This window comes from Nocardia altamirensis NBRC 108246 (assembly GCF_001612685.1).
Taxonomy (GTDB): Bacteria; Actinomycetota; Actinomycetes; order Mycobacteriales; family Mycobacteriaceae; genus Nocardia; species Nocardia altamirensis.
In genome coordinates this window covers 15,591-35,471 of record NZ_BDAY01000036.1, presented here as the reverse complement: position 1 = coordinate 35,471, position 19,881 = coordinate 15,591, and the positions used below count along the sequence as shown (strand labels likewise).

At 65.0% G+C, this 19,881-nt stretch carries 19 protein-coding genes and 1 other RNA gene; 18 read left to right on the top strand and 2 right to left on the bottom strand.

Translation table 11 applies throughout. The features are described 5' to 3' along the window. Positions 1 to 81 precede the first annotated feature (81 nt). From smpB to NA11_RS19810, 8 genes are all read left to right on the top strand, one after another. A complete protein-coding gene (gene smpB / locus NA11_RS19850; RefSeq protein ID WP_069163442.1) occupies positions 82 to 555 on the top strand; it encodes an SsrA-binding protein SmpB in 474 nt (157 codons plus the stop codon). Then, positions 552 to 1,415 carry a DMT family transporter gene (locus tag NA11_RS19845; RefSeq protein ID WP_174567702.1) on the top strand — a complete coding sequence of 288 codons (864 nt, stop codon included), beginning with the start codon at positions 552 to 554 and terminating at the stop codon, positions 1,413 to 1,415. The genes smpB and NA11_RS19845 overlap by 4 nt, the downstream gene beginning before the upstream one ends. 100 nt (positions 1,416 to 1,515) lie before the next feature. Next, positions 1,516 to 1,888: a transfer-messenger RNA gene (ssrA, locus tag NA11_RS19840) on the top strand. 425 nt (positions 1,889 to 2,313) lie between these two features. Further along, a complete protein-coding gene (locus NA11_RS19835; protein WP_069163441.1) occupies positions 2,314 to 2,781 on the top strand; it encodes an NUDIX hydrolase in 468 nt (155 codons plus the stop codon). A gap of 741 nt (positions 2,782 to 3,522) precedes the next feature. Further along, positions 3,523 to 4,206, top strand: a complete 684-nt coding sequence (locus tag NA11_RS19825; protein ID WP_245745987.1) for a DUF5919 domain-containing protein — start codon at positions 3,523 to 3,525, stop codon at positions 4,204 to 4,206. Between the two features lie 4 nt (positions 4,207 to 4,210). Then, positions 4,211 to 4,681: an NUDIX hydrolase gene (locus tag NA11_RS19820; protein ID WP_069163438.1), complete on the top strand. Its 471-nt coding sequence runs from the start codon at positions 4,211 to 4,213 to the stop codon at positions 4,679 to 4,681. Between the two features lie 212 nt (positions 4,682 to 4,893). After that, a complete protein-coding gene (locus NA11_RS19815) occupies positions 4,894 to 6,135 on the top strand; it encodes a HupE/UreJ family protein (RefSeq protein ID WP_069163437.1) in 1,242 nt (413 codons plus the stop codon). A gap of 363 nt (positions 6,136 to 6,498) precedes the next feature. Next, a complete protein-coding gene (locus tag NA11_RS19810; RefSeq protein ID WP_069163436.1) occupies positions 6,499 to 7,287 on the top strand; it encodes an SAM-dependent methyltransferase in 789 nt (262 codons plus the stop codon). A gap of 27 nt (positions 7,288 to 7,314) precedes the next feature. Here the strand turns inward: NA11_RS19810 and NA11_RS19805 are convergent, their stop codons facing one another. Then, positions 7,315 to 7,989, bottom strand: coding sequence for an NADPH-dependent F420 reductase (locus NA11_RS19805; RefSeq protein ID WP_281197014.1), 675 nt, complete (start codon positions 7,987 to 7,989; stop codon positions 7,315 to 7,317). 47 nt (positions 7,990 to 8,036) lie between these two features. Here NA11_RS19805 and NA11_RS19800 point away from each other — a divergent pair, with 47 nt between their 5' ends. Further along, the gene (locus tag NA11_RS19800; protein ID WP_069163434.1) at positions 8,037 to 8,414 is read left to right on the top strand and encodes a winged helix-turn-helix transcriptional regulator; all 378 of its coding nucleotides are present in this window, start codon (positions 8,037 to 8,039) and stop codon (positions 8,412 to 8,414) included. A 116-nt stretch (positions 8,415 to 8,530) separates the two neighbouring features. Here the strand turns inward: NA11_RS19800 and NA11_RS19795 are convergent, their stop codons facing one another. Next, positions 8,531 to 9,013: a YkgB family protein gene (locus NA11_RS19795; RefSeq protein ID WP_069163433.1), complete on the bottom strand. Its 483-nt coding sequence runs from the start codon at positions 9,011 to 9,013 to the stop codon at positions 8,531 to 8,533. A gap of 121 nt (positions 9,014 to 9,134) precedes the next feature. On the opposite strand from NA11_RS19795, the gene NA11_RS19790 reads away from it, so the two are divergent. The 9 genes from NA11_RS19790 (at position 9,135) to NA11_RS19750 (ending at position 19,847) form a co-directional block, all read left to right on the top strand. Next, positions 9,135 to 9,677, top strand: a complete 543-nt coding sequence (locus NA11_RS19790) for a CGNR zinc finger domain-containing protein (RefSeq protein WP_084654815.1) — start codon at positions 9,135 to 9,137, stop codon at positions 9,675 to 9,677. A gap of 321 nt (positions 9,678 to 9,998) precedes the next feature. Next, a complete protein-coding gene (locus NA11_RS19785; RefSeq protein WP_245745985.1) occupies positions 9,999 to 11,021 on the top strand; it encodes an alpha/beta hydrolase in 1,023 nt (340 codons plus the stop codon). Positions 11,022 to 11,138: 117 nt separating this feature from the next. Further along, positions 11,139 to 12,035: an aromatic prenyltransferase gene (locus NA11_RS19780; RefSeq protein ID WP_069163431.1), complete on the top strand. Its 897-nt coding sequence runs from the start codon at positions 11,139 to 11,141 to the stop codon at positions 12,033 to 12,035. 90 nt (positions 12,036 to 12,125) lie between these two features. Further along, the gene (locus tag NA11_RS19775) at positions 12,126 to 13,895 is read left to right on the top strand and encodes a sugar-binding protein (RefSeq protein WP_084654813.1); all 1,770 of its coding nucleotides are present in this window, start codon (positions 12,126 to 12,128) and stop codon (positions 13,893 to 13,895) included. A gap of 226 nt (positions 13,896 to 14,121) precedes the next feature. Beyond that, positions 14,122 to 14,907, top strand: coding sequence for a Rossmann-like fold-containing protein (locus tag NA11_RS19770; protein ID WP_069163430.1), 786 nt, complete (start codon positions 14,122 to 14,124; stop codon positions 14,905 to 14,907). A gap of 119 nt (positions 14,908 to 15,026) precedes the next feature. Continuing rightward, positions 15,027 to 15,776 carry a class I SAM-dependent methyltransferase gene (locus tag NA11_RS19765; protein WP_069163429.1) on the top strand — a complete coding sequence of 250 codons (750 nt, stop codon included), beginning with the start codon at positions 15,027 to 15,029 and terminating at the stop codon, positions 15,774 to 15,776. Then, a complete protein-coding gene (locus tag NA11_RS19760; protein ID WP_069163428.1) occupies positions 15,773 to 18,400 on the top strand; it encodes an SUMF1/EgtB/PvdO family nonheme iron enzyme in 2,628 nt (875 codons plus the stop codon). The genes NA11_RS19765 and NA11_RS19760 overlap by 4 nt, the downstream gene beginning before the upstream one ends. Beyond that, positions 18,397 to 18,657 carry a hypothetical protein gene (locus NA11_RS19755; RefSeq protein WP_069163427.1) on the top strand — a complete coding sequence of 87 codons (261 nt, stop codon included), beginning with the start codon at positions 18,397 to 18,399 and terminating at the stop codon, positions 18,655 to 18,657. The genes NA11_RS19760 and NA11_RS19755 overlap by 4 nt, the downstream gene beginning before the upstream one ends. Then, a complete protein-coding gene (locus NA11_RS19750; RefSeq protein WP_069163426.1) occupies positions 18,654 to 19,847 on the top strand; it encodes a hypothetical protein in 1,194 nt (397 codons plus the stop codon). Before NA11_RS19755 ends, NA11_RS19750 begins: the two co-directional genes overlap by 4 nt. The last annotated feature ends 34 nt before the right edge of the window (positions 19,848 to 19,881 follow it).

The following is a 19,881-nucleotide window of genomic DNA, read 5'->3' as shown; positions in this document are numbered from 1 at the left end:
CCCTCCGGCTTCGCTGTCGCCATCCTCGCTGGGCCCTACCAGGGAATAATCCGGTTGCCGCGTCACTTAAGGTTGATCGTTATGAAGGAGAAGGGGCGCAAGGTCATCGCGACCAACCGCCGGGCGCGGCACAACTACACGATCCTGGACACCTACGAGGCCGGGGTCGTGCTGGTCGGTACCGAGGTCAAGAGTCTGCGGGAAGGCAAGGCCTCACTGGTGGACGCCTTCGCGACGGTCGACAACGGCGAGGTGTGGTTGCGTGGGCTGCACATCCCCGAGTTCAGCCACGGCACCTGGACCAACCATTCGCCGCGCCGCATCCGGAAGTTGTTGCTGCACAAGCGCGAGATCGACCGGCTGGTCGGCAAGTCACGCGAAGGCAATCAGACGCTGGTGCCACTGTCGATGTACTTCTCCGACGGCAAAGTCAAGGTCGAGCTCGCGCTCGCCAAAGGCAAGCAGGACTACGACAAGCGCCAGGACCTGGCCAAGCGCACCGCTGAGCGCGAGGTCACCCGCGAGCTAGGGCGGCGGATCAAAGGCATGCGGTGACCGCCGTCCTGCTCGCGATCGTGGCCGCCATCGGCTACGGCGTGAGCGACTTCTACGGCGGAGTGGCGTCGCGGCGGGTGACCGCGCTGCGGGTCGTCATCTACTCCTACCCGTTTTCGGTCGTGTTGGTGCTGCTGCTCCTGCCGTTCATCGAAGGGACGCCGGACGCGGCGTCGATCGGGTGGGGGTTGGCGGCAGGCGTCGCCAGCGGTGTCGCTGTGTGGTGGTTCTATGCCGCGCTCGCCAGCGGGCCGATGGCGGTGGTGTCGCCGCTGACCGCGGTGTTGGTCGCGGGAATACCTGTGCTGCTCGGCCTGGTGATCGGGGAGCGGCCCGGTCCGCTCGCGTACGCCGGGATCGTGTTCGCGCTGATCGCGGTGCTGCTGGTCAGTCGCGAATCACCCGACGACGTCACCGAGGAGATCACCGGTGGGCGCGAACTGCGGTTCACCAAGAAGGTGGCGCTGCTCACCATCGGATCCGGCGTCGCGTTCGGACTCATGTTCGTGTTCCTGCACGCGACCGCCGCCTCGGCCGGACTGTGGCCGTTGCTTGCGCAGCGCGCCGCCGCCACCGGGGTCGTGTGGATCACCGCCCTGTCCAGAGGACAGTTCAAGCGGCTGCGCGGCGAACCGTTGCGGTTGGCGTTCTACATCAGCGTGCTCGACGTGATCGGCAACGCGGCGCTGCTGTACGCGTTCCACGGATCGATGCTGTCGCTGGTCAGCGTCATCGGCTCGCTGTATCCGGCGGCCACCGTCCTGCTGGCGATGGTGCTGCTCGGCGAGCGCGTCGGCCGGCAACAACAAGTCGGCATGGTGCTCGCCCTGCTCGCCGTCGGCCTGATCGCCGCAGCCTGACTGCGCCTGCCCGCACACGCGGCGACACCGCCGAATAATGGGAAGAACCGCCCTCGCGGCGGTGTTAACATGAACAGCCCGGCAAGGTGTCGGGACGTACGGGGCTGAACGGTTTCGACTGCGTACGTAGATCTAGGGGAAGCGTGTCGGTGCAGGCAAGAGACCACCGTAAGCGTCATTGCAACCAATTAAGCGCCGATTCCAATCAGCGCGAGTACGCCCTCGCTGCCTAAGTAGCCAGGTCGTCTCTGTCAGTCCGGGTTCGTCCCTCGACCCGGGTACTGGCATCAGCTAGAGGGAATTACCGTCCGAGCCGGTCGCGGGTTCGGATGGGACATCTAACAGCGACTGGGATCGTCATCTGAGCTTGTTCGCGAGACTCGGAGATCCAAGCAGAGACACAGCGAACTGCACACGGAGAAGCCCTGGAGAAACGGCGGAGGACCCGGGTTCGATTCCCGGCAGCTCCACTCGATGCGAGGCCCATGCCCACGGAGGGCGTGGGCCTTGTCTCGTTTCGTCGTGTTTTGTGGGGGCGCAGCCCCCACACCCCGCCCGGCGGGCTTCGCCCCCTGACCCCCTCCCCACGTTCGCCAGTCCCGAGGCCGCGCCCCCGGACCCCTCCCAGGTCCGCCAGGCCCGAAGCCCGTGTCCCTGGATCTCCTCCCGCGTTCGCCTGTCCTGAAGCCGCGCCCAGGGACCCCTTTCCGGTTCGCAGGTCCCGAAGCTGCGCCTCTGGATCCTCTCCCGGGGTCTGCCGGTCCCAATGCCGTAGCCCGTTGGTCGGTATACGTCCGGTGTATATTTCGGTGCCGCACTGGGAGTTGGGCTCGCCTCGTTCTGCCTGCCTTGCGGCAAACCCCAGCTCAACTACTGCGGAAGTAGGGGATTTCATTTCATGACTGACGCGGTCACGAAACAAGCTCACGGCTCAGATACTCGCCGCCACAAGGTCACTGGCGATGTTCACCTTTTGCTGCGACGCGGAAACGAGGTGCTTTTCGGTCAGCGCCATAACACGGGCTTCGAGGATGGGGCCTGGCACTTGCCGTCCGGCCATCTCGAAGCCGACGAATCTGTTGTCTCTGCCCTGATCCGTGAAGCCAACGAGGAAATCGGCGTAACGATCAAACCGGACGATGTCCAGTTCAGCCACATCATGCACAACTCCTCGTCGGGTGGCCGGATGGCATTCTTCTTCACTGTGCGGAACTGGAAGCGCGAACCAGACAACCGCGAGCCGGACAAATGTTCTGCCCTGGAATGGTTTTCAACCGATGCGTTGCCTGATCACATGATCGACTACTGTCGCGTGGCGATGCGGTCTATCGCAGATGGCAATAGCTTCTCGGTTTACGGCTGGTAGCACTGCCGAGCCTGGCACCGCCAGGTCCAGGCGACAGAAATCGGCATCCCGGGTACCTGACTCGCGGTCGCATCAGGTCGGCGGTAGCTCGTTTTCGTCCTCGATTCGTCGCCGGATCGCCTCCGCGGAATGATCCTTCGTTATGCGCTCAGGCCACAGGATCACGGCGGTCAGCACCATCAGTGGCACGCCAATCACGGTTACCCATCCGAGCGTGATCCATCCGCTGTTCACCTAATTTCGCTGTCCTGCACCGAGATTGGTTCCACATTAATCGCGAGTACGGGTGCAGTGGCAATCGCTGACTCCGAATCGGCGTGGAGTTCTGCGTATTCGTCGGGACTGACCGGCCACCCGTCCGGCCTGACCAGCCACCATGTGCCATCCGAGTGCTGGAGATAGTGCGGTCCGTCGTTCGGTGCCAGCGCCAGCTTATGGAGGTCTTCGTCGTCGCGTCGTGCGGGAAGGTCCATCGCCCGCCCCCTTCGATTGCTCGGTTGATGAGCGCCCGCCGTCAGGGACCAATGGGCACCGTGTCTACCCGGCTTTGGGGGATGACCGATGACCAGGTGGGGCCGCTCTCCCGTCGCCGCGCTTTGCACACAGCGTCTCGTTGATCGTTGGGACGGCGGAACCTCGTACATTTCCCACTTGGGGACGTCCTGAGGGGTGTACAACGTCCTTATGTCGAATGAGCGGTTACGGGCCGCCATGGCGGTCGGAGGATGGACCCACTCGAGCTTGGCCGAGGCGACGGGGGTCGATCCGAAATCGGTTGAGCGATGGGTGAATCTCGGTCGGATCCCCCGTCGGCGTACCGCAATCCAAGCCGCCGAGACCCTCGGCGAGGACGTTCACGCCCTGTGGCCTGCCCTGCGGCAGGCGCGCACAGCCCGCGCTGTCAGCCCCGAACTCGTCGGTCTCTACGACCAGCGGGCTGACGTCCCGGCGTCGATGTTCGTCAACCTGTTCGCGGCAGCACGCCACCACATCGACGTCCTGGTGTACGCGGCGGTTTTCCTCCACGAGGCGTACCCCCGGCTCAATGATCTGTTGATCGAACGGGCCGAGGCGGGCTGCGCGATTCGGATAGCCGTGGGTGATGCGGACAGTGTCAACGTCCAACAACGGGGCAAGGAAGAGAAATTCGGGCACGGCATTGAATCTCGTTGCCGTCTCGCGCTGATGCACTACCGGGCTCTGCACGCCACGCCCGGAATCGAGCTGCGTACGCACGACACGATCCTCTACAACAGCATTTATCGTGCCGACAACGAAATGGTGGTCAATGCCCACGTGTGGGGAGTGAATGCCTACGGTGCGCCCGTCTGGCACCTGCGACGTACCCTCGACGGCGGCCTGTTCGACACCTACACCGACAGTTTTGACGCGGTCTGGCACACGGCCCGGCCGGTGGAAGGGTAAACCGATGGCGCGCACCGAGTTCTACGACGATCCTGCCGCACCCGAGCCGAACAGTCTCGTGGTCGCGTCCTCCGCCGTGGTGTGTGACGACCAGGGCCGCATTCTGCTGCAGCGGCGTGCTGACAGCGGACTGTGGGCGTTGCCCGGTGGCGGTATGGAGATGACCGACAGCCTGCCCGGCTGCGCGGTTCGAGAGGTTAAGGAAGAGACCGGTCTGGACATCGAAATCACCGGGCTTGTAGGCACTTACACCGATCCCCGCCACGTGATCGCCTACAGCGATGGCGAGGTCCGACGTCAGTTCAATGTGTGCTTCCTGGCCCGTGTCATCGGGGGAGACCTCGCTATCTCCGACGAGTCCACCGAACTGCGGTTCGTAGTTCCCGCGGAACTGGATAGCCTCGACATGCACCACACGCAGCGACTCAGGCTGTCCCATTACCTGGAGGGCAGATCCGCGCCGTACCTCGGCTAGAGATTCGGCGTGTGCGTGTCCCGAAGCAGCGCCGCACGTCCCCATCTAGGTCTGCTTGTTGGTTGTCGCGAAGATAGGTTGATCGACCGATTCGGGAGGACCCGAGGGTCGCGGATCATCGGCGCATGATTCGAATGCTACGAAGAGCGTTGGTTGCGTTGGGGTGTGCGGGGATCGTGCTGCTGTGTAGTCCGGTCGCTGGGGCGCATCCGATGCCGGGGTCCACGGTTGTGTTGGATGTGCGGGAGGCGGCGATCGATGCGGAATTGTTGTTGCCTGCAGCGAATCTCGCGGAGGCCAGTGGGATCGATGTCAATGTGAAGGCGGTGTTGTCGGGGGAGGATGCTGCTGGGCTGGCGAGCTATCTGCGGGATCATGTGCGGCCGACCACGTTGGATGGTGTGCCTTGGACTGTCGAGATCAGCGATGTGCGGCTGGGGTATGCAGATGAGACGGCCGCTGGTTCGTACAAGGAAGTTGTTGCGCATGCGGTGTTGACTCCGCCGCCGGGCGTTGACATGCGGCGGTTCGTGTTGGGGTACGACGCTGTCGTCCATAAGGTTGTTACGCACGTTGCCGTCGTTGCGGTGCGCCAGGATTGGCGAGGGGGGCAAGTCGATGTCGGCAATGACGCCAGGCAGGTCGGTGTCGTGCGGGTGGATTCGGGGTCGATGACTGTGCCGCCGCTGACGGTGGATCTTGATGATGCCAGCGCGTGGCGGGGGTTCGTCGGGATGGTGGTGCTCGGTGGGCATCACATTCTCGAGGGCACTGACCATCTCCTGTTTCTGTTTACCCTGCTGCTGCCGGCTGTGTTGATCGCCAAGGCCGGTCGTTGGCACCCGGACAATCGTCCGCGGCGCGCCATGAGGCACATCCTCGCTGTCACAATCGCTTTCACCGTCGGACATTCCGCCGCGCTTGCGGTCAGCGCGCTGAGTCGGTTGGAGATCCCTGCGCGTCCGGTTGAGACGCTCATCGCCGCGACGATCCTGGTTGGCGGCGCGCACGCCGTCCGGCCGCTGTTTCCGGGCCGAGAAGCCTTGGTCGCTGGGACATTCGGGCTAATTCACGGGATGGCGTTCTCGTTCACCCTGGCCGAGCTGGAGTTGTCCACCAGTCAGCTGGCGCTCAGTCTGCTCGGGTTCAATCTGGGCATCGAGGCCGTTCAGTTGCTGCTTGTCGCGCTCGCCCTGCCGCCACTGCTGGTGCTGGCCACCACTCGGGCTCAGCCAGTCCTTCGCGTCGGCGGCTCACTCTTGGTGATCGTCGCTGCTCTGGGCTGGGTGTTCGATCGACTCGGTTTCGTCAACCCGATCGCCAGTGCTGCCGACCAGGCAGGCACGACGATTCTTCCGATCATTGCTACCGCGGCTGCTGTCGCCCTCGTGGTGCTGGCCACCCAGGTGCTGAGACGGCGTTTGCTGACGACGTCGACCGGGGTCGCCGGGTAGGAACTGTGAACAACCGCTTGGTTCCGTAATCGAGCGGTCCAGCGGAACCCGGCATACTCGCGGCAACGCTGTCTGGCGTGTGTTCTCATGTGGCCGTTGATGTTCGAGTTCTATTGCGGTAGCTTGCTGGGTCCGGTGGACGCGCCGACATGCTGTTGATTTCGAAAGTTGTTGTAGCGCTGTTTCTTTCGATTGCACCCCAGGGCGAAACTCGGGTTGAGTGCTGCGGATTGTCGGTATCAGGCACCTCCGTGAATGCGAACCGGCTGGTCCGGACAATTGCAGGTCACCTGCTCAGTTATCCGCCATGTGACGGCTATGCGTCGTTACGATGGTCGGGGAGTCGGAGGGAGGCGCGACGCAGTGTCGGAAGTCAGGCGGGTGCCCAAGGGGGTCGACACGACCAAGCCGAACGCTGCGCGTGTATACAATTTCATGCTCGGCGGTAAGGACAACTACGAGATCGACCAGATGTTCGCGGCCAAGGTGCTCGAGGTCGCTCCGGATACCAAGACCCAGGCCTGGTTCAGCCGCCGGTTCCTGATCAAGGCGACCACCATCGCCGCGGAAAACGGGGTGCGGCAGTTCATCGATCTCGGTGCAGGCATTCCGATCTCGCCGAGCCCGCATGAGGTGGCGAAGGAGCACGACGCCACCGCGCGCGTGATCTTCGTCGACTACGACCCGGTGGTGATGGTGCACGCCGACGTTCTGGTGTCGGGTGTCGAGGGTGTGACACCACTGCTTGCCGATGCACGTCGCCCGGACGAGCTCATCGAGATCTTGCGAACGCAGAAACTGATCGACTTCGACGAGCCGGTAGCGGTGCTGGCGGTCGGCTTGCTGCACTACGTCATGGATGACGAACATCCTGCCGACATCCTCGCGAGATTCCGCGACGCGATGGCGCCGGGCAGCTACTTCGCCTTCACCCACGCGTCCACCGAGACGGCCGAGGCCTTCATCGCACGTGCCGCGAACCTCGCCAACAGCTCTTCGCAGGTCCGATTCCGCACCCAGGACGACGTGGCCGCGCTGCTGGACGGTTACGAGATCGTCGAACCCGGGGTGGTCCCGGTGCAGCGGTGGATCGGTGACGACTTGCCTGACACCACCCTGGCGATCCTCGGCGCGATCGGCCGCAAGCCCTGAGATCGATTGTCCTGCGGATGTACTCGATCATGTGGCAGGGATGTGGGGAACTGCGGTGCGGGGGTCTTGGCCGTTGAAGGCGAGGGTGATGATGAAACCGGCGACTTCTTCCAGTTGGCGGGCGCGGGTCAAGGGGCCGTAGGGGACGGGAGTCGAGCCGGCGTCGCGGATCAGAGTTGCTGTGGCGGTTAAGGATTGGGGGTTGTCGCCGCAGTAGGGAACTGTTACCGGTGGTCTTGTCGGGTCGGTCCATTGGTCGGCGGGGTGGAGATGGAAGGCTTTTACTACGTGGGAGCCGGGGGCCAGGTGGGCTATGTGTTGGGCGGCGGAGGTGTGGGGTGGGAGGAGGTGGGTGCCGATGCCGTGGTCTACGGCGTTGGTTGGGTCGATGAGGGTTGTGCCGGTGAGGGTTCCGGTGCTGGCGTGGGCGGCGTCGAGGATGTCTGGTACTCCGGTCCATGCGATGGCCAGGAGGACTGCGTCCACGTCCATGATGGCTTCGGGCACTGTGGTTGCCGTGCCGCCGATCTGCGCCGCCAGGTTGTTAGCTTTGGTCAATGATCTTCCGGCGATGATGATTTCGTGGCCGGCGCGGGCCCATGTGGTTCCCAGTGCGTTGGCCATCGTGCCGGTGCCGAGAATTGCGATGCGCATGAGTGCTCTCTCGTGAAGTCGGTGCTGAACGAGAGCTACGGTAGGCACGCCGATGCGCACCGGATGGTGCGTGAAGGGCGGGGGACCATGGGGGGATGAGTGGTTTCGCGGGGCCGGAGTTGGCGGCGGACTGTCGGGTGCGGGCGGGGATCGACCTGTTCGCGCACACGTGGGATCCGGTGGTGTTGGCTGCGCTGCGTGACGGGGCGTTGCGGCGGCGTCAGCTGCGGGTCAGCATCGGCGGTGTCAGCGATAAGGCGCTTACCGAGGCCTTGCGGCGGTTGCTTGGGAACGGGCTGGTCGAGCGACGCAGTTATGCGCAGGTTCCGCCTCGTGTCGAGTACGGCTTGACCGGTTTAGGGCAGAGTCTGGTCGACGGACCGATGAAGGCGCTCGGTGCGTGGGTGCTCGAGCACGGAGACGAGCTCCTTGCCGCGCAGCGCGACTTTCCGCATGAGTTACGCGCGCACTGACATCGCGTGTCAGTGAGAGGTGTTGGGGCACAACCTTTCGGGCGGGCCGAAGTCTTCATATGCCGAAGGCCCTGACCACACGGGCCGGGCCTTCATGAGAAGTGGGGCAAGGGTTTTCACGCACGGCGGAGCGACACGAGCGATGCGCCTGCGGTGGCGAGCGATGCGCCGAGCAGCACGACGTCCTTGATCAGAAAGCCGCCCGCGGAACCGAGGTAGGGGAAGCCGTAGCCGGGTTGCCAGACGCCGGGGGTGGTGAGCATGAAGCTGAGGGTGATCAGGAACATGACGACCGCGCCGAGGCTGGCGAGGGCGGACAGGCCTGGGACCCATTTCCATGCGGCGATCAGCAGGCCGAGCGCCACCTCGATGACGCCGAGGACCGCGGAGAGCGCGGTCACGCTGAGGATGTTGTAGAGCCACGACATCAGCGGCGAGTTCTCGACCAAGGGCTGGATGCCTTGGGCCTCGAAGGCGAAGAACTTCATGGCGCCGATCCAGATGAGGACGAGGGCGAGGCCGTAGCGGACGATCCCGCCGCCGATGCCCTGCAGTTCTTTCGCTCGATTCTCTACGGGGGCAAGAATTTTCGTTGTCATTACGTGCTCCAACTGAGTGATTGCGCGGATCAGATCCCTTGGATCCCGTGACCGCCTAATTCAATACACTGGTTAGCATCCCGCATTGGCCGCTAACCTGTCAAGTGGATACACTGGTCTCATGGCGATGGGTGATGTGGTGTCGGCGCACCGGTTGGTCGAGTTCATCAACACGCGGCACTGTCCGGACGGCGACGATGTGCTGGCGGACGGACGTGGCGCCGCGTGGCTCGCGGACTGGCTCGGCGCGCCAGGCGTGCGCATCGGACCCGAGGAACTGGCGCCGTTGCGGGAGCTGCGCGAGGGGCTTCGTCAGCTCGCCGCGGCGAACAACGGCGAAGAGCCGGCGGCCGACGCGGTCGCCGCGGCGGCGAAGATCGTCGATGCGGTGCCGTTGCGGATGCGGTTGGGCGATCAGGAGCAAGATCCCGGCCTTGTCGCGGTCGGCCCGGATATCGTCGAGCAAAGCATCGCCGCGGTGGCGCACACCTATCTCGCTGTCCGCACCGACGGAGTATGGTCGCGCATCAAGTCTTGCGCCGCAGCGGATTGCCGCTGGGCCTATCTGGACATTTCACGCAACGGATCGCGCCGCTGGTGCGACATGGCCAACTGTGGCAACCGCGCCAAGAATCGCGAGTGGCGCCGCAGGTCACAGCTCTGATCGGTGGAAATGCTTCCGCTGCAACGATGTTCGGCACGGGCACGGCCGAGGCGAAGGTGTCTCGGCGCGAGCAGCGGATAGCTCCCGCTATTTCTGCCACGGAATCTGACGAGCGAACGATTCACTGTGCGCGGCGTTCGAAGGCCGAAACAGTCTGGCGGAGTCGGGGTTACGAGCACGGGCACACGACAGGGTGAGTGAGATCGGCGGGAGCTCTTGCGTGGCAACCGCCTACCGCTATAGCCTGCGTCCCTAATGGCTGAACGTGGATGTCAGGCTGGCGGTTCTCGAATCTCACCCTCATTCAAGGGAGTGCGTCGCGTGCGAAGCTCGGTTCGGACACTGGCCGCGGTTGCGGCCGCGGCACTGTTGTGCGTCATACCTGGTGTGGCTCAGGCCGACCCCGGTCCGGTGGCAGGTGAATGCCGGTCGTTCTCCTTCCCGGTACCGCAAGGGCAACTGGCTTCGACCCTGTGCCTGCCGTCGGCGCCGACCGACACCCTGATGGTGTTGATGTCGGGATCCAATTACAACGGGACGTACTGGGACTTCCACTATCAGCCGGAGACCTACAATTTCCGGCGCGCGATGAATGCCGCAGGCTTCGCGACGCTGATCGTCGATCGGCTCGGCAACGGCGCGAGCACTCATCCGCCGAGCGTGACGCTGACGGCGACAGCCACCGCACAAGCCCTGCACGAGATCGTGCAGACCGCCCGGCGCGGCATCGCGGGCGCGCAGCCGTTCGGCAAGGTCGTCACCGTCGGCCACTCGCTGACCTCCGGCACCTCCGTCATCGAGGCCACCACCCACCATGACGTGGATGGTGTTCTGCTGACCGGATATTCGCACGCATTGAACATCTCCGAGACCATCGGCGTCATCTCCACCTACTACCAGGCGGCGAATGATCCGGTGTTCGCAGGCCAAAACCTGGACCCCGGCTACCTCACCTCGCGACCGGGAACGCGCATGCAGGATTTCCACGGGGAGGGCAACGTCGACCCCGAGGTGCTCGCCATCGATGAGCGGACCAAGGAAACCTTCTCGCTCACCGAGTACCCGGACGGTCTGACCTCCACCTTGCCCGGCATGTCCAGCCTCATCACCGCGCCGGTGCTGATCGTCAACGGTGGTCGGGATCGACTGTCCTGCGGCACCAATTATTCGATCTGTCGGGACTCGGCGACGCTGCAGGCCGCGGAGGCACCGTTTTTCGGGCCGTCCGCGAAACTGCAGGCCTTCGTGCTGCCCGGTAGCGGACACTCGGTAAACTTGGCGCGGAACACGGTCGCCTATCACAGGGCCGTGATCGACTGGATGAACTCGACCGTTCGGCAGTGACGCGGCAATTTCGCCGATCTCCTCGCGCCTACTGTGCGGATCAGCTGAAATAGACGGGTCGAAGTAACGCAGTGACCCGTTTGAATAACCCGACGCCGTTGGATATTCGAGGTGGCTATGAGCACGCCCGTCGATTTGACTCTCGATCAGCTCCGGCATGACCTGCGGGAACTCGCCGGTCTCGCCGAAGTTCGCTACGACCCGACGGTCGTAGATCCGGTGCTTGAGGTGCTCGATGAACTCTGGGCCAGCTCATGGATCGGCACGCGCACCACCACGCAGCCGGCCCACCGCCGCGAGGTCAGCGCTCGGCTGATGAGTTCCGACGAATCCGCCCGCCCGGTAGCAACACTGCGCGACGCGGGCCTGCTCGAGTTCACCGGTCACCCGATGGAGCGATTGCTGGCCGAGGTCACCGCCGCCGTGCCGGTGCGGTGGGGAGTCGACCTGTCGGTGGTACGCGGCGTGCAGAAGATCTGGCTGGTGTTTCCCGAGTTGGTCTCGGTGGACCGCATGCTCGCCTTCCCCGGCATCCCGGACGCGGCGCGCGACCATGCCGGGCACCTGAATCGCTACGGTGGCGAAATCGGCATCCTGGCATTGGATTTCCTGAGCCACACGATGAACTGGTACTCCCAGGTCTTCGCGCCGGGAACGCTGACCGCCGCCGACATCTCCGCGATACTGGCTGAACTCGACTTCGTTCCCGCGTCCGAGGAAGAGCTCACCTTGCTCGCCAAGACGTTCAACGTCTACCGCACCTTCTCCTGGGACTCACCGCGCATGCACCGCATCAGTTTCCCGGTGCGCACCACCGCCGCGCACTTCCCGGTGCACCTCGACCCGGTACTCGACCGCTTCGTCGGCGGCGCGCCCTTCGTCGACACGGGTGAACACGGCTTCGTGTTCTACACCGCGTACGGCGCGAACGATCGGTACTACAAGGTGCAGGCCGACTATCGCTCCGCCGCGCGTGCCACCTTCCCCGGCGGCACCGCCCCGCGAATCACCTGACCCCGGTCCGTGTGTCGCCACCTGGGATGCGCGACGATGCCGTGAGGTATCTCGACGCGCGAAAGACAGGTGACCACGGGAGGGCACTGGATGCAGGCGACCGAACGGGGCGACTGGCGCAAGGTCAGCAGGCGCACTGTGCTGACCGCCGCCGTGGCCGGAGTCTGGCTGGCGGCGGACGGCTCCGCGAACACAGCGGTCCGCGCGGATCCACACACCGATGTGCTCTTCATCGGCGCGCATCCCGACGATGAATCGAGCCTGCTCGCCACCTTCGGCCAGTGGCGCGAGGACCTCGGGCTGAGCACGAGCGTCGTCACCGTCACCCGCGGCGAAGGCGGCGGCAATGCGGCAGGGCCTGCGGAAGGCCCGGAACTAGGGCTGATCCGCGAAACCGAGGAACGCGAGGCGAATGCCTTCGCAGGCATCGACACCATCTACTACCTCGACAAGCCGGATTTCTGGTACACCCTCTCCGCGCCGTTGACCGCTCGCATCTGGGACGCGCAGGACACCTTGGCGCGGATCGTGCGCCTGGTGCGCGAGACCACGCCGCACACCATCGTGGTGATGGGTCCGCGTCCGTTCAATCAGCATGGCGGCCATCAACTTTCGGCACGTCTCGGCATCGAGGCGTTCCGATCGGCCGCCGACCCGCTGGTCTGTCCCGAACAGCTTGCCGACGAAGGACTAGCGCCGTGGCAGCCGACCAGGCTGCTTGCCCAGTGCTACGCCTTCGAAGCGGTGCTGGGCCCGGAGGCTCCCGCGCAGCGCCGCATCGATCCCGAGACCGGCCTGCCGGTCCTCGGGGTGTGGTCCGGTGTCCGGTCCCGCAAGCACAACGCGACGTGGGCACAGGTCGAGCGAGACGCACAGCGGATATATCGAACGCAGGGCTTCACAGCGATGCCCGCTCAGGTGCCGACAGATCCGAGCCAGCTCGGCTCAGACTGGTTCACCGTGCTGGCCGAGCAGGGGCGTTTCGTCGAGGCGCCGGTGCATCGGCAGGCCGACCTCAGACCGCTGTACGCCGAGTTCGCCGCCTGGTGCGATCGAATCGGGTTGCCGTGGTTGGCAAATCAAGTCCAGCCGAACTATCCGCCGAAGCCGAGCACCACGATCCCCGCGGTACCGAGCGCACCGGTGCTCAACGGCATCGACGGCCCGGGGGAGTATCCGGGCCCGGAACTACCACTCGTCGTCTGGCAGGGCGAGGGTGGTTCGGCGACGGCCAAGCTGTCCAGGCACGATGACGACCTGTACGTGCTGGTGACGGTCGCCGACGAGCGAAAGGGCGCGGCACTCGCGACTGACGACATCAAACGGCATTGGCGCACCGACGCCGTCGAAATCGCGATCGACCCCGGCGGCAACTCCGTCGACACCTCGACCACCTTCAAACTCGGCGTTCTGCCTTACACCGCAGACGGAACCGCCGCGGCCGAGCGGGACGCCGACAACCATCAGGGCCCGGCCCGCGACACCGCACCGGGAGTCCACATCGCCGCGCTGGTCACCGAGCCGTACCGCGGCTACACGGTGGAGGTGAAGATCCCGCTGACCGCGCTGCCGGGACCGGTCGACCCGACCGCGTTCGCGATGAACATCCTGGTCTACGACTCCGATACGACCGACAAGACCGGCCGCTCCCGCCTGGCCTGGTCGCCGTTCGGCAGCGCTCAGGCCGACCCCTACGTGTGGGGCACCGCAACACTGGCAGGCTATCGCCCGTCCGCGCAGCAAGCCGAAAGTCCGCCCGTCATACCGCAGACCGCGGCACGCAGTGTGGACTCACCGGCCTCGCTCGCGCAGGCCCGGCGCACCGGAGTTCCGCTGGCGGGAGCACCACGCGGACGTTGAGCGGCGGCAATTCGTTGTCCCGCACTATCTTCGCTTCGCTCCGTGACCGCAGGCCCGACGGAGATCATTTGTGCCGAATGTCGAATCTTGTTGCGTTGAAACATAACCGACGGTTCGCCTAGTGAATTCCCTGCGCCACAATGACATACGATCCTACACTGGATGCACGACCATTCCGAACACTGCTCGGAATGCGAACCTTCTTTGCAGAATCGCAGGTCTTCCCATGCGTGTAATCCTCTACGGCTGTGGCGATTTCTCCTATGTGATCGAATATCTCCAGGAGACCCTTCAGATGCTGAAGATGCCCGCCTTTCAGGCTTTCGACCCGTCGAACTGGCGTGCGCACGTTCCGGTGGATGTGATGGCAACGGAGTTACGCAACGAAGAGCAGCTCAGGAGGCAGTACGGCGCGCGGGTGATGGAGAACATCGGAGCGCTCACCAGGTCCGGAGTAAACGTGCAGTTGGGTGTCGACGCGGTCAACCACCCCTTCTACGGCCCGTTCGATCTGGTGATCTTCCGCAATCCGCACACCGGAAACTATGGCAGCAGCGCGGATCCGTCGATGGTGTCCTACGTCGAAAGCATCGGCTCGAACAGCCAGCTGTTCGATGGCGTGCTCAAGCAGACGGCGCGCACGCGCGTGCCATACGGACTCGTGTTGATCACTGTCGTCGGCTGGCCCTACCTCGGTAAGAACCCGAAGGGCTCCCTCGGCTTCCAAGGCCTCCAACTCGAAAACGCCAAATACGCCATCGAATATGGCGAACGCGCCGGACTGGAATTTCTGCAACATATCAACCTCGGCCAGAAGTGGGTCGCCCGAAATACCGGCGGCACCTTTGTCGCCGACGAAATAGGCCTGCTGTATCGCGACGCCACGAAATGGCGTGATATTCGCGAACTGGAGCACACCATGCGCGCTTACGACGAGGCGAATCTGCCCGCATGGACCCGCCTGCACCCCGAATTCGAGGCGATGAAACGCAAGCTCGCTACCGGACAGTAGGGCCCGAGGCCTGCCCTCGCCGCCTGCCGTCGAATCGGATGTTTCGCCCGCGAACAGGTCCGGCCGTCGTCTACGGTGGAGAGGAAAGTGGCCCGGATCTGCGAGGACGGGGTGGTGACGTGGGGAACGTGCGGGGGCACTACGAGCGGCTGGCGGCGGACTTCGATGGCGCATGGTCGTTCAGCCCGCAGTTCCTGTCCTGGATGACCGATCAGATTCTCGATCGGCTCGCACCGCACGGCCGCACCGTCGAGTTGGCCATCGACATCGGTTGCGGACCTGGTCTTTACGCCCGTGGTCTGGCGCAGCGGGCGCACCGCGTCGTCTGCCTCGACCAGTTGCCCGAGATGCTGGATCAGCTGCCGGCCGAACCGGTCTACGCCCCGGTGCGCGCGTCCGTCGAAGAGCTCGTCGCGGGCCGGGTTCAGCTGCCGCACAACCAGTTCGACGCGATCCTGGTGAAGGACCTGATCCACCATATCGCGGACAAAGCCGCGGCGATCGCTGCATTGGCCGACCTGTTGCGGCCGAACGGCAGGCTGCTGGTGGTGATGCTGCCGACGCGGGTGGGCTACCCGCTGTTCGATGCGGCATTGCGCCGATTCGAGGAGTTGCAGCCCGATCCCGCCGATATCGCGACCATGATGCGCGCGGCCGGGCTGACCACGGAACTGGCCTACGACGACTTCGGCTTGTCCTTCCCCCGGGAGCGCTACCTCGGCATGGTCGCCGACCGCTATCTGTCGATCCTCTCGGACTTCGACGACGCTGAGCTGGCCGCCGGCATCGACGAGATGACCCGCCGATATCCCAGCGGCGCCTTCGAATTCGTCGACCGCCTGGCGTTCCTCACCGGTATCCGGCCATGAGTCCGGCGCTGGACAGCAGGCTGCAGCGGCTGAAGGCCGAGCTGAACGATCACGCCAGGATCGCCCGCCACCTCGGCCTGGATTTCGAGCGCCCGATCCGTTCGCTCGGCGACGGCTACCCGGAGTACTCGGTGTCGCTGGTCGGCAAATTCACCGAGCGAATCCTCAAACAGCTGTGGCGCCACCACAATGTGCCGGGTGATCCTGCGGGGAAGTCGCTGAGTGAACTGATCAAGGGCTGTGCCCCCTTCGTCCGCAGCACCACCGTGCTCGACGCGCTGCGCGATATCCAGCGGTTGCGCAACCGATCCGCGCACGACGGCTACGTGGTCGCCGACGAGGACGGCTTGACGGCGGTGCGCAGGCTGCTCGAGGTGCTCGGCTGGTTCAGTGACACCGGCAGCGACGTATTGACCGGCCAGGCACCACGTTTGACGCCGGTGGTCGCGGCGAAGGCCCAGTTCCTCTCCGGCCTGTATCTGACGCTGGGCTTTTCGAGTGTCAAGCGCTTCGAGCTGTCCGAATGCACCGTGTACCAACTGTTCGCCAGGCAAAGCGGGCTGCGCACCGAATACGTCGAGCTGATCCTGAGCCGGGATATCGATGAGGTCCGTCAGGTGCTGGCGTCCACCGGAGGCCAGCTGCTCGACACCCGGCTGCCGAAGACCACCCGGTTCCTGGTGGTCGATGAGAACGGTTCGACAGCACCGGATTTCGCCGACTACCGCATCGTCGCCTACGACCGGTTCCTGGAAACCATCTTGAATGTCGAGGCGCATCTGGCCGCCGTCGAGGCTGCCTACCCCACGAGTCACGATCTGCCGGAACGGATCCCGCTGGCCGCCGATCTCCTCGCCACCGACCCGCAGAGCGGTGACATGCAGGTCACCGAGGCGGGCGACGCGGCGGCGCTGCTCGAACAGTTGGCGTGCTCGGGTGGCAACGCGCTGGTCGTCGGCCGATCGGGCAGCGGTAAGTCCGCATTGCTCAAACAGCTTGTCGCGCAGGGTGCCACGGCGACGGCCCGTCGCTATCGCTTCTACTTCGATCTGAGCCTCAAGCGCAGGGACGAGAACTTCGCCGACTACGTCGCCCGCACGCTCGGCCCGGTGATGGGGGTTGATCGGGCGCGGGTGGTGGACGGGTTCCGCTACTTCGCCAGATCCGGGTCGGTGGTGTGCGCGTTGGACGCCATCGACGAGGCGGTCGCCGAGCACACGCAGGCGGGGTTTCTCGCGTTGTTCACCGAGCTGGCCGAGATCCTGTCGGCGGAGTCGGTGGTCGTGATGAGTTCGCGCACTTCCTTCCTCGCCGATTCGCCGCAGGTGCGGCGGCTCCTCGACGGCGCGGCCTTGATGTCGGAGAAGCTGGTCGCGCAGTTGCACGCCGAAGGCGTCGATCCGCGGCGGCTGCCACGGTTCTCGGTGATCAGGCTGCACGACATCGCCGCGGGCGACGGCGCGGAACAGGCGGTGTCGCCGCTGGAGTTGCGGTTGTCGACGACGCTGGACACCCGAGGCCCGTTCGCTGAACTGCTGGCGTTGCAGTTGCGGCGGGTCGCCGAGGCGACCGACGATCCGGACATGCTCGCCCGCATGGTGGAGTTCTTCGGCGGGGCGGCATTGCGTGGCCAGTGCGGCTTCTCGCTGACCGAGTTGTGGAATGCCCTGGGGGCGGCGGCTTTCCGTGGTGGGCAGCTCAGTGTGGCGGCGCTGCGACTGCGGCCGGTGCTGCGGCAGGCCGATGAGAACCGGGTCGCGTTCGTGCACAGTGCCTACCAGGAACACCTTGCCGCACAGTATCTTCGGGCCACTGCGGCGCGGGATTCTGCCATGCGGGTCACCGAACAGATCCGCGCCTTCCTCGCGCACGGCGGTGTCGAGTCCGCCGCCGACCGCATCCTGCGGCCAGGCCTTTACCTGGTCGGTCCGAGTCATCAGCTGATGCTGCGTCACATCGCTGCTCCGGTCGTGTTCGACAAGCACGCGGTCACGGTCGCCCGGTACAACGAATTCCTTTCCGCGATAGGCGAACACGGTTCGGCGCAGTGGGACCATCCGGATAAGCCGCCGGACGCCGTACACGACCCGACGCAGGCCGAATACCGGTTGCGTATCCCGGACTACTACGACAATCCCGCCTACGCTCAGCACCCGGCCGTCTGCGTGAGCTGGTGGAGCGCCTACGCATTCGCCCGCTTTGCCGGCGCGCGGCTGCCGACATCGCTCGAGTGGGAAGCCGCGGCGCGCGGTCCCGACGGTCGGCTGTTCCCTTGGGGCGACGACGTCGACCTGGCGGCGGTGAACTGCGCCGACGCCTGGAGCGGCCGCCCGTTGATCACCTACGCGAGCTGGCTCGCCGAGGTCAAGAGCGGCGGCCTGGCCGCCGCGCTACCCGAGCCCGTCGACGCCCATCCGCGTAACGTCTCGCCCATCGGCGTCCATCAAATGGTCGGCAACGTCTGGGAATACACCGAAACCGCCATCGAAGCCACCGACGAGGTGGTGATCTGCGGCGGCGCGTTCGACAACCCGTATCGCGCGGTCCAGACCCACAGCAAAGGGTTGATCCGGCCGGGCAGCGCGAGCAACGCCGTCGGCTTCCGGACGGTGGTCGACCTGTGAACGGCACCGCGCAACGTTTCGGACGGATCATCGAGGCGCCGCCGGCTGTCGCGAGCCCGCACGCCGTCCCCTTCTTCGTCCGTGACGACGAGACCGGGCTGGTCTACGACTTCTCCTATCTAGAGGTCGTCACCGAAGGATTTCGCGGCAGCCGGATCGGCGAGCGGGTCCGGTTTCTCGTCGATCCCGATCGGCCGGGCGGCGCGGTCTACGTGGTCCGGCTCGACCTCCCCGACGTCGACGAGTACTACCGGTGAGCGGCTGTCATGTCGTCATCGCCGTGTATCCGGTGACGCTGCGGCAGCCGCCGGACTGGCCGGTGGGCCCGTTGCCGGTGGACATACTCGATCCGCGTCGGCCGCTGGTGGCCGATCGGGCCCGGCGCAGCACCTATTACCCACCGCGCACCGCGCGGCTGCTGTACGGCACCGATGCCGTGCCGCGCCGCTGGCATCAGGTCATGCAATTGGTTGTCGACGGCGTGGAGTCGATAGCCGCTGAAGTCCTTCTCGCGCAGGGCAATACCGGACTACTTGCGATACATCTGCGTGCCACGACCGGCACTCCGCTCGATATCGTCCGCAGTGTGGCGCGGCGCTGGCCCGACGATCTCGCGATCAGCGCCGAACGCTGCGTGCCCGGTCTGGCCATCGAAACCATCGGGGCGAGGCCGTACACGGTCGCGTTCACCACGGAACGTCCGATGCCGCAGCTGTATCGGCATCCGCGCTACCTGCACTGGCCGCACGTCGATCAATGGCTCTGGGCCCTCGCGTCCCGCACCGGCCCCGCCGATCATCCGCCGGATCTGTTGCGCGACACCGAGAACAAGCTGCGCCTGTCCGCCGATTGGTCTGCGCTCGTGCTGCGCGACGGCGTCGCCTTCGTCGGGACCAGGGTCGATCTCGGCGCCACCGATCCGTTCTACGGTTCGGCCGTCGGCTACGTCCGCAGCATCTACCTCGACGCCGTCCTGATCGGTCAGCTGCAGCTGCACGGTATCGCGGACCTCGAAGAGCAGTTGGCCTGCACCGTCATCGACACGCCGACCCCGGCGAGCATGAGTCATCTCGAACGTGCTGTGACGGACTTCCGGCATCGCCTGTGGTGGCAACACCTGAGCATGCACGGTGTGCCGAACGACTTGCTGACGGCGCATCGTCAGCAGCATCGCCTGCCCGAACGCTTCGAGCAGATCCTCAGTGAGGTACAGGATTTCAACCAGAGTGTCCGCGACGCGCACAACCTGCACGCCGCGAACGCCGCCTTGCTGTTCAGCCTCGCCACGGTCCCCGCGGGCATCGCGGTCGCGACCCTCCAGATTGTCGGTCGCACCACGCTCTGGACCTACCTGGCGATCGCCCTTGTGGTAACAGGCATCACTGCCGCGTTGCTCACCACTCGCACCGGCCGCCGCGCCATCCAGGCTATTCGCCGCCCCAACTGATCATCGGGCGACATCCTTCGCCATCACTCATGGT

Coding starts and splice junctions, on each gene's coding strand:
- smpB (WP_069163442.1), top strand. CDS start 82: ATGAAGGAGAAGGGGCGCAAGGTCATCGCGACCAACCGCCGGGCGCGG.
- NA11_RS19835 (WP_069163441.1), top strand. CDS start 2,314: ATGACTGACGCGGTCACGAAACAAGCTCACGGCTCAGATACTCGCCGC.
- NA11_RS19820 (WP_069163438.1), top strand. CDS start 4,211: ATGGCGCGCACCGAGTTCTACGACGATCCTGCCGCACCCGAGCCGAAC.
- NA11_RS19815 (WP_069163437.1), top strand. CDS start 4,894: ATGCCGGGGTCCACGGTTGTGTTGGATGTGCGGGAGGCGGCGATCGAT.
- NA11_RS19800 (WP_069163434.1), top strand. CDS start 8,037: ATGAGTGGTTTCGCGGGGCCGGAGTTGGCGGCGGACTGTCGGGTGCGG.
- NA11_RS19795 (WP_069163433.1), bottom strand. CDS start 9,013: ATGACAACGAAAATTCTTGCCCCCGTAGAGAATCGAGCGAAAGAACTG.
- NA11_RS19790 (WP_084654815.1), top strand. CDS start 9,135: ATGGCGATGGGTGATGTGGTGTCGGCGCACCGGTTGGTCGAGTTCATC.
- NA11_RS19780 (WP_069163431.1), top strand. CDS start 11,139: ATGAGCACGCCCGTCGATTTGACTCTCGATCAGCTCCGGCATGACCTG.
- NA11_RS19775 (WP_084654813.1), top strand. CDS start 12,126: ATGCAGGCGACCGAACGGGGCGACTGGCGCAAGGTCAGCAGGCGCACT.
- NA11_RS19770 (WP_069163430.1), top strand. CDS start 14,122: ATGCGTGTAATCCTCTACGGCTGTGGCGATTTCTCCTATGTGATCGAA.
- NA11_RS19760 (WP_069163428.1), top strand. CDS start 15,773: ATGAGTCCGGCGCTGGACAGCAGGCTGCAGCGGCTGAAGGCCGAGCTG.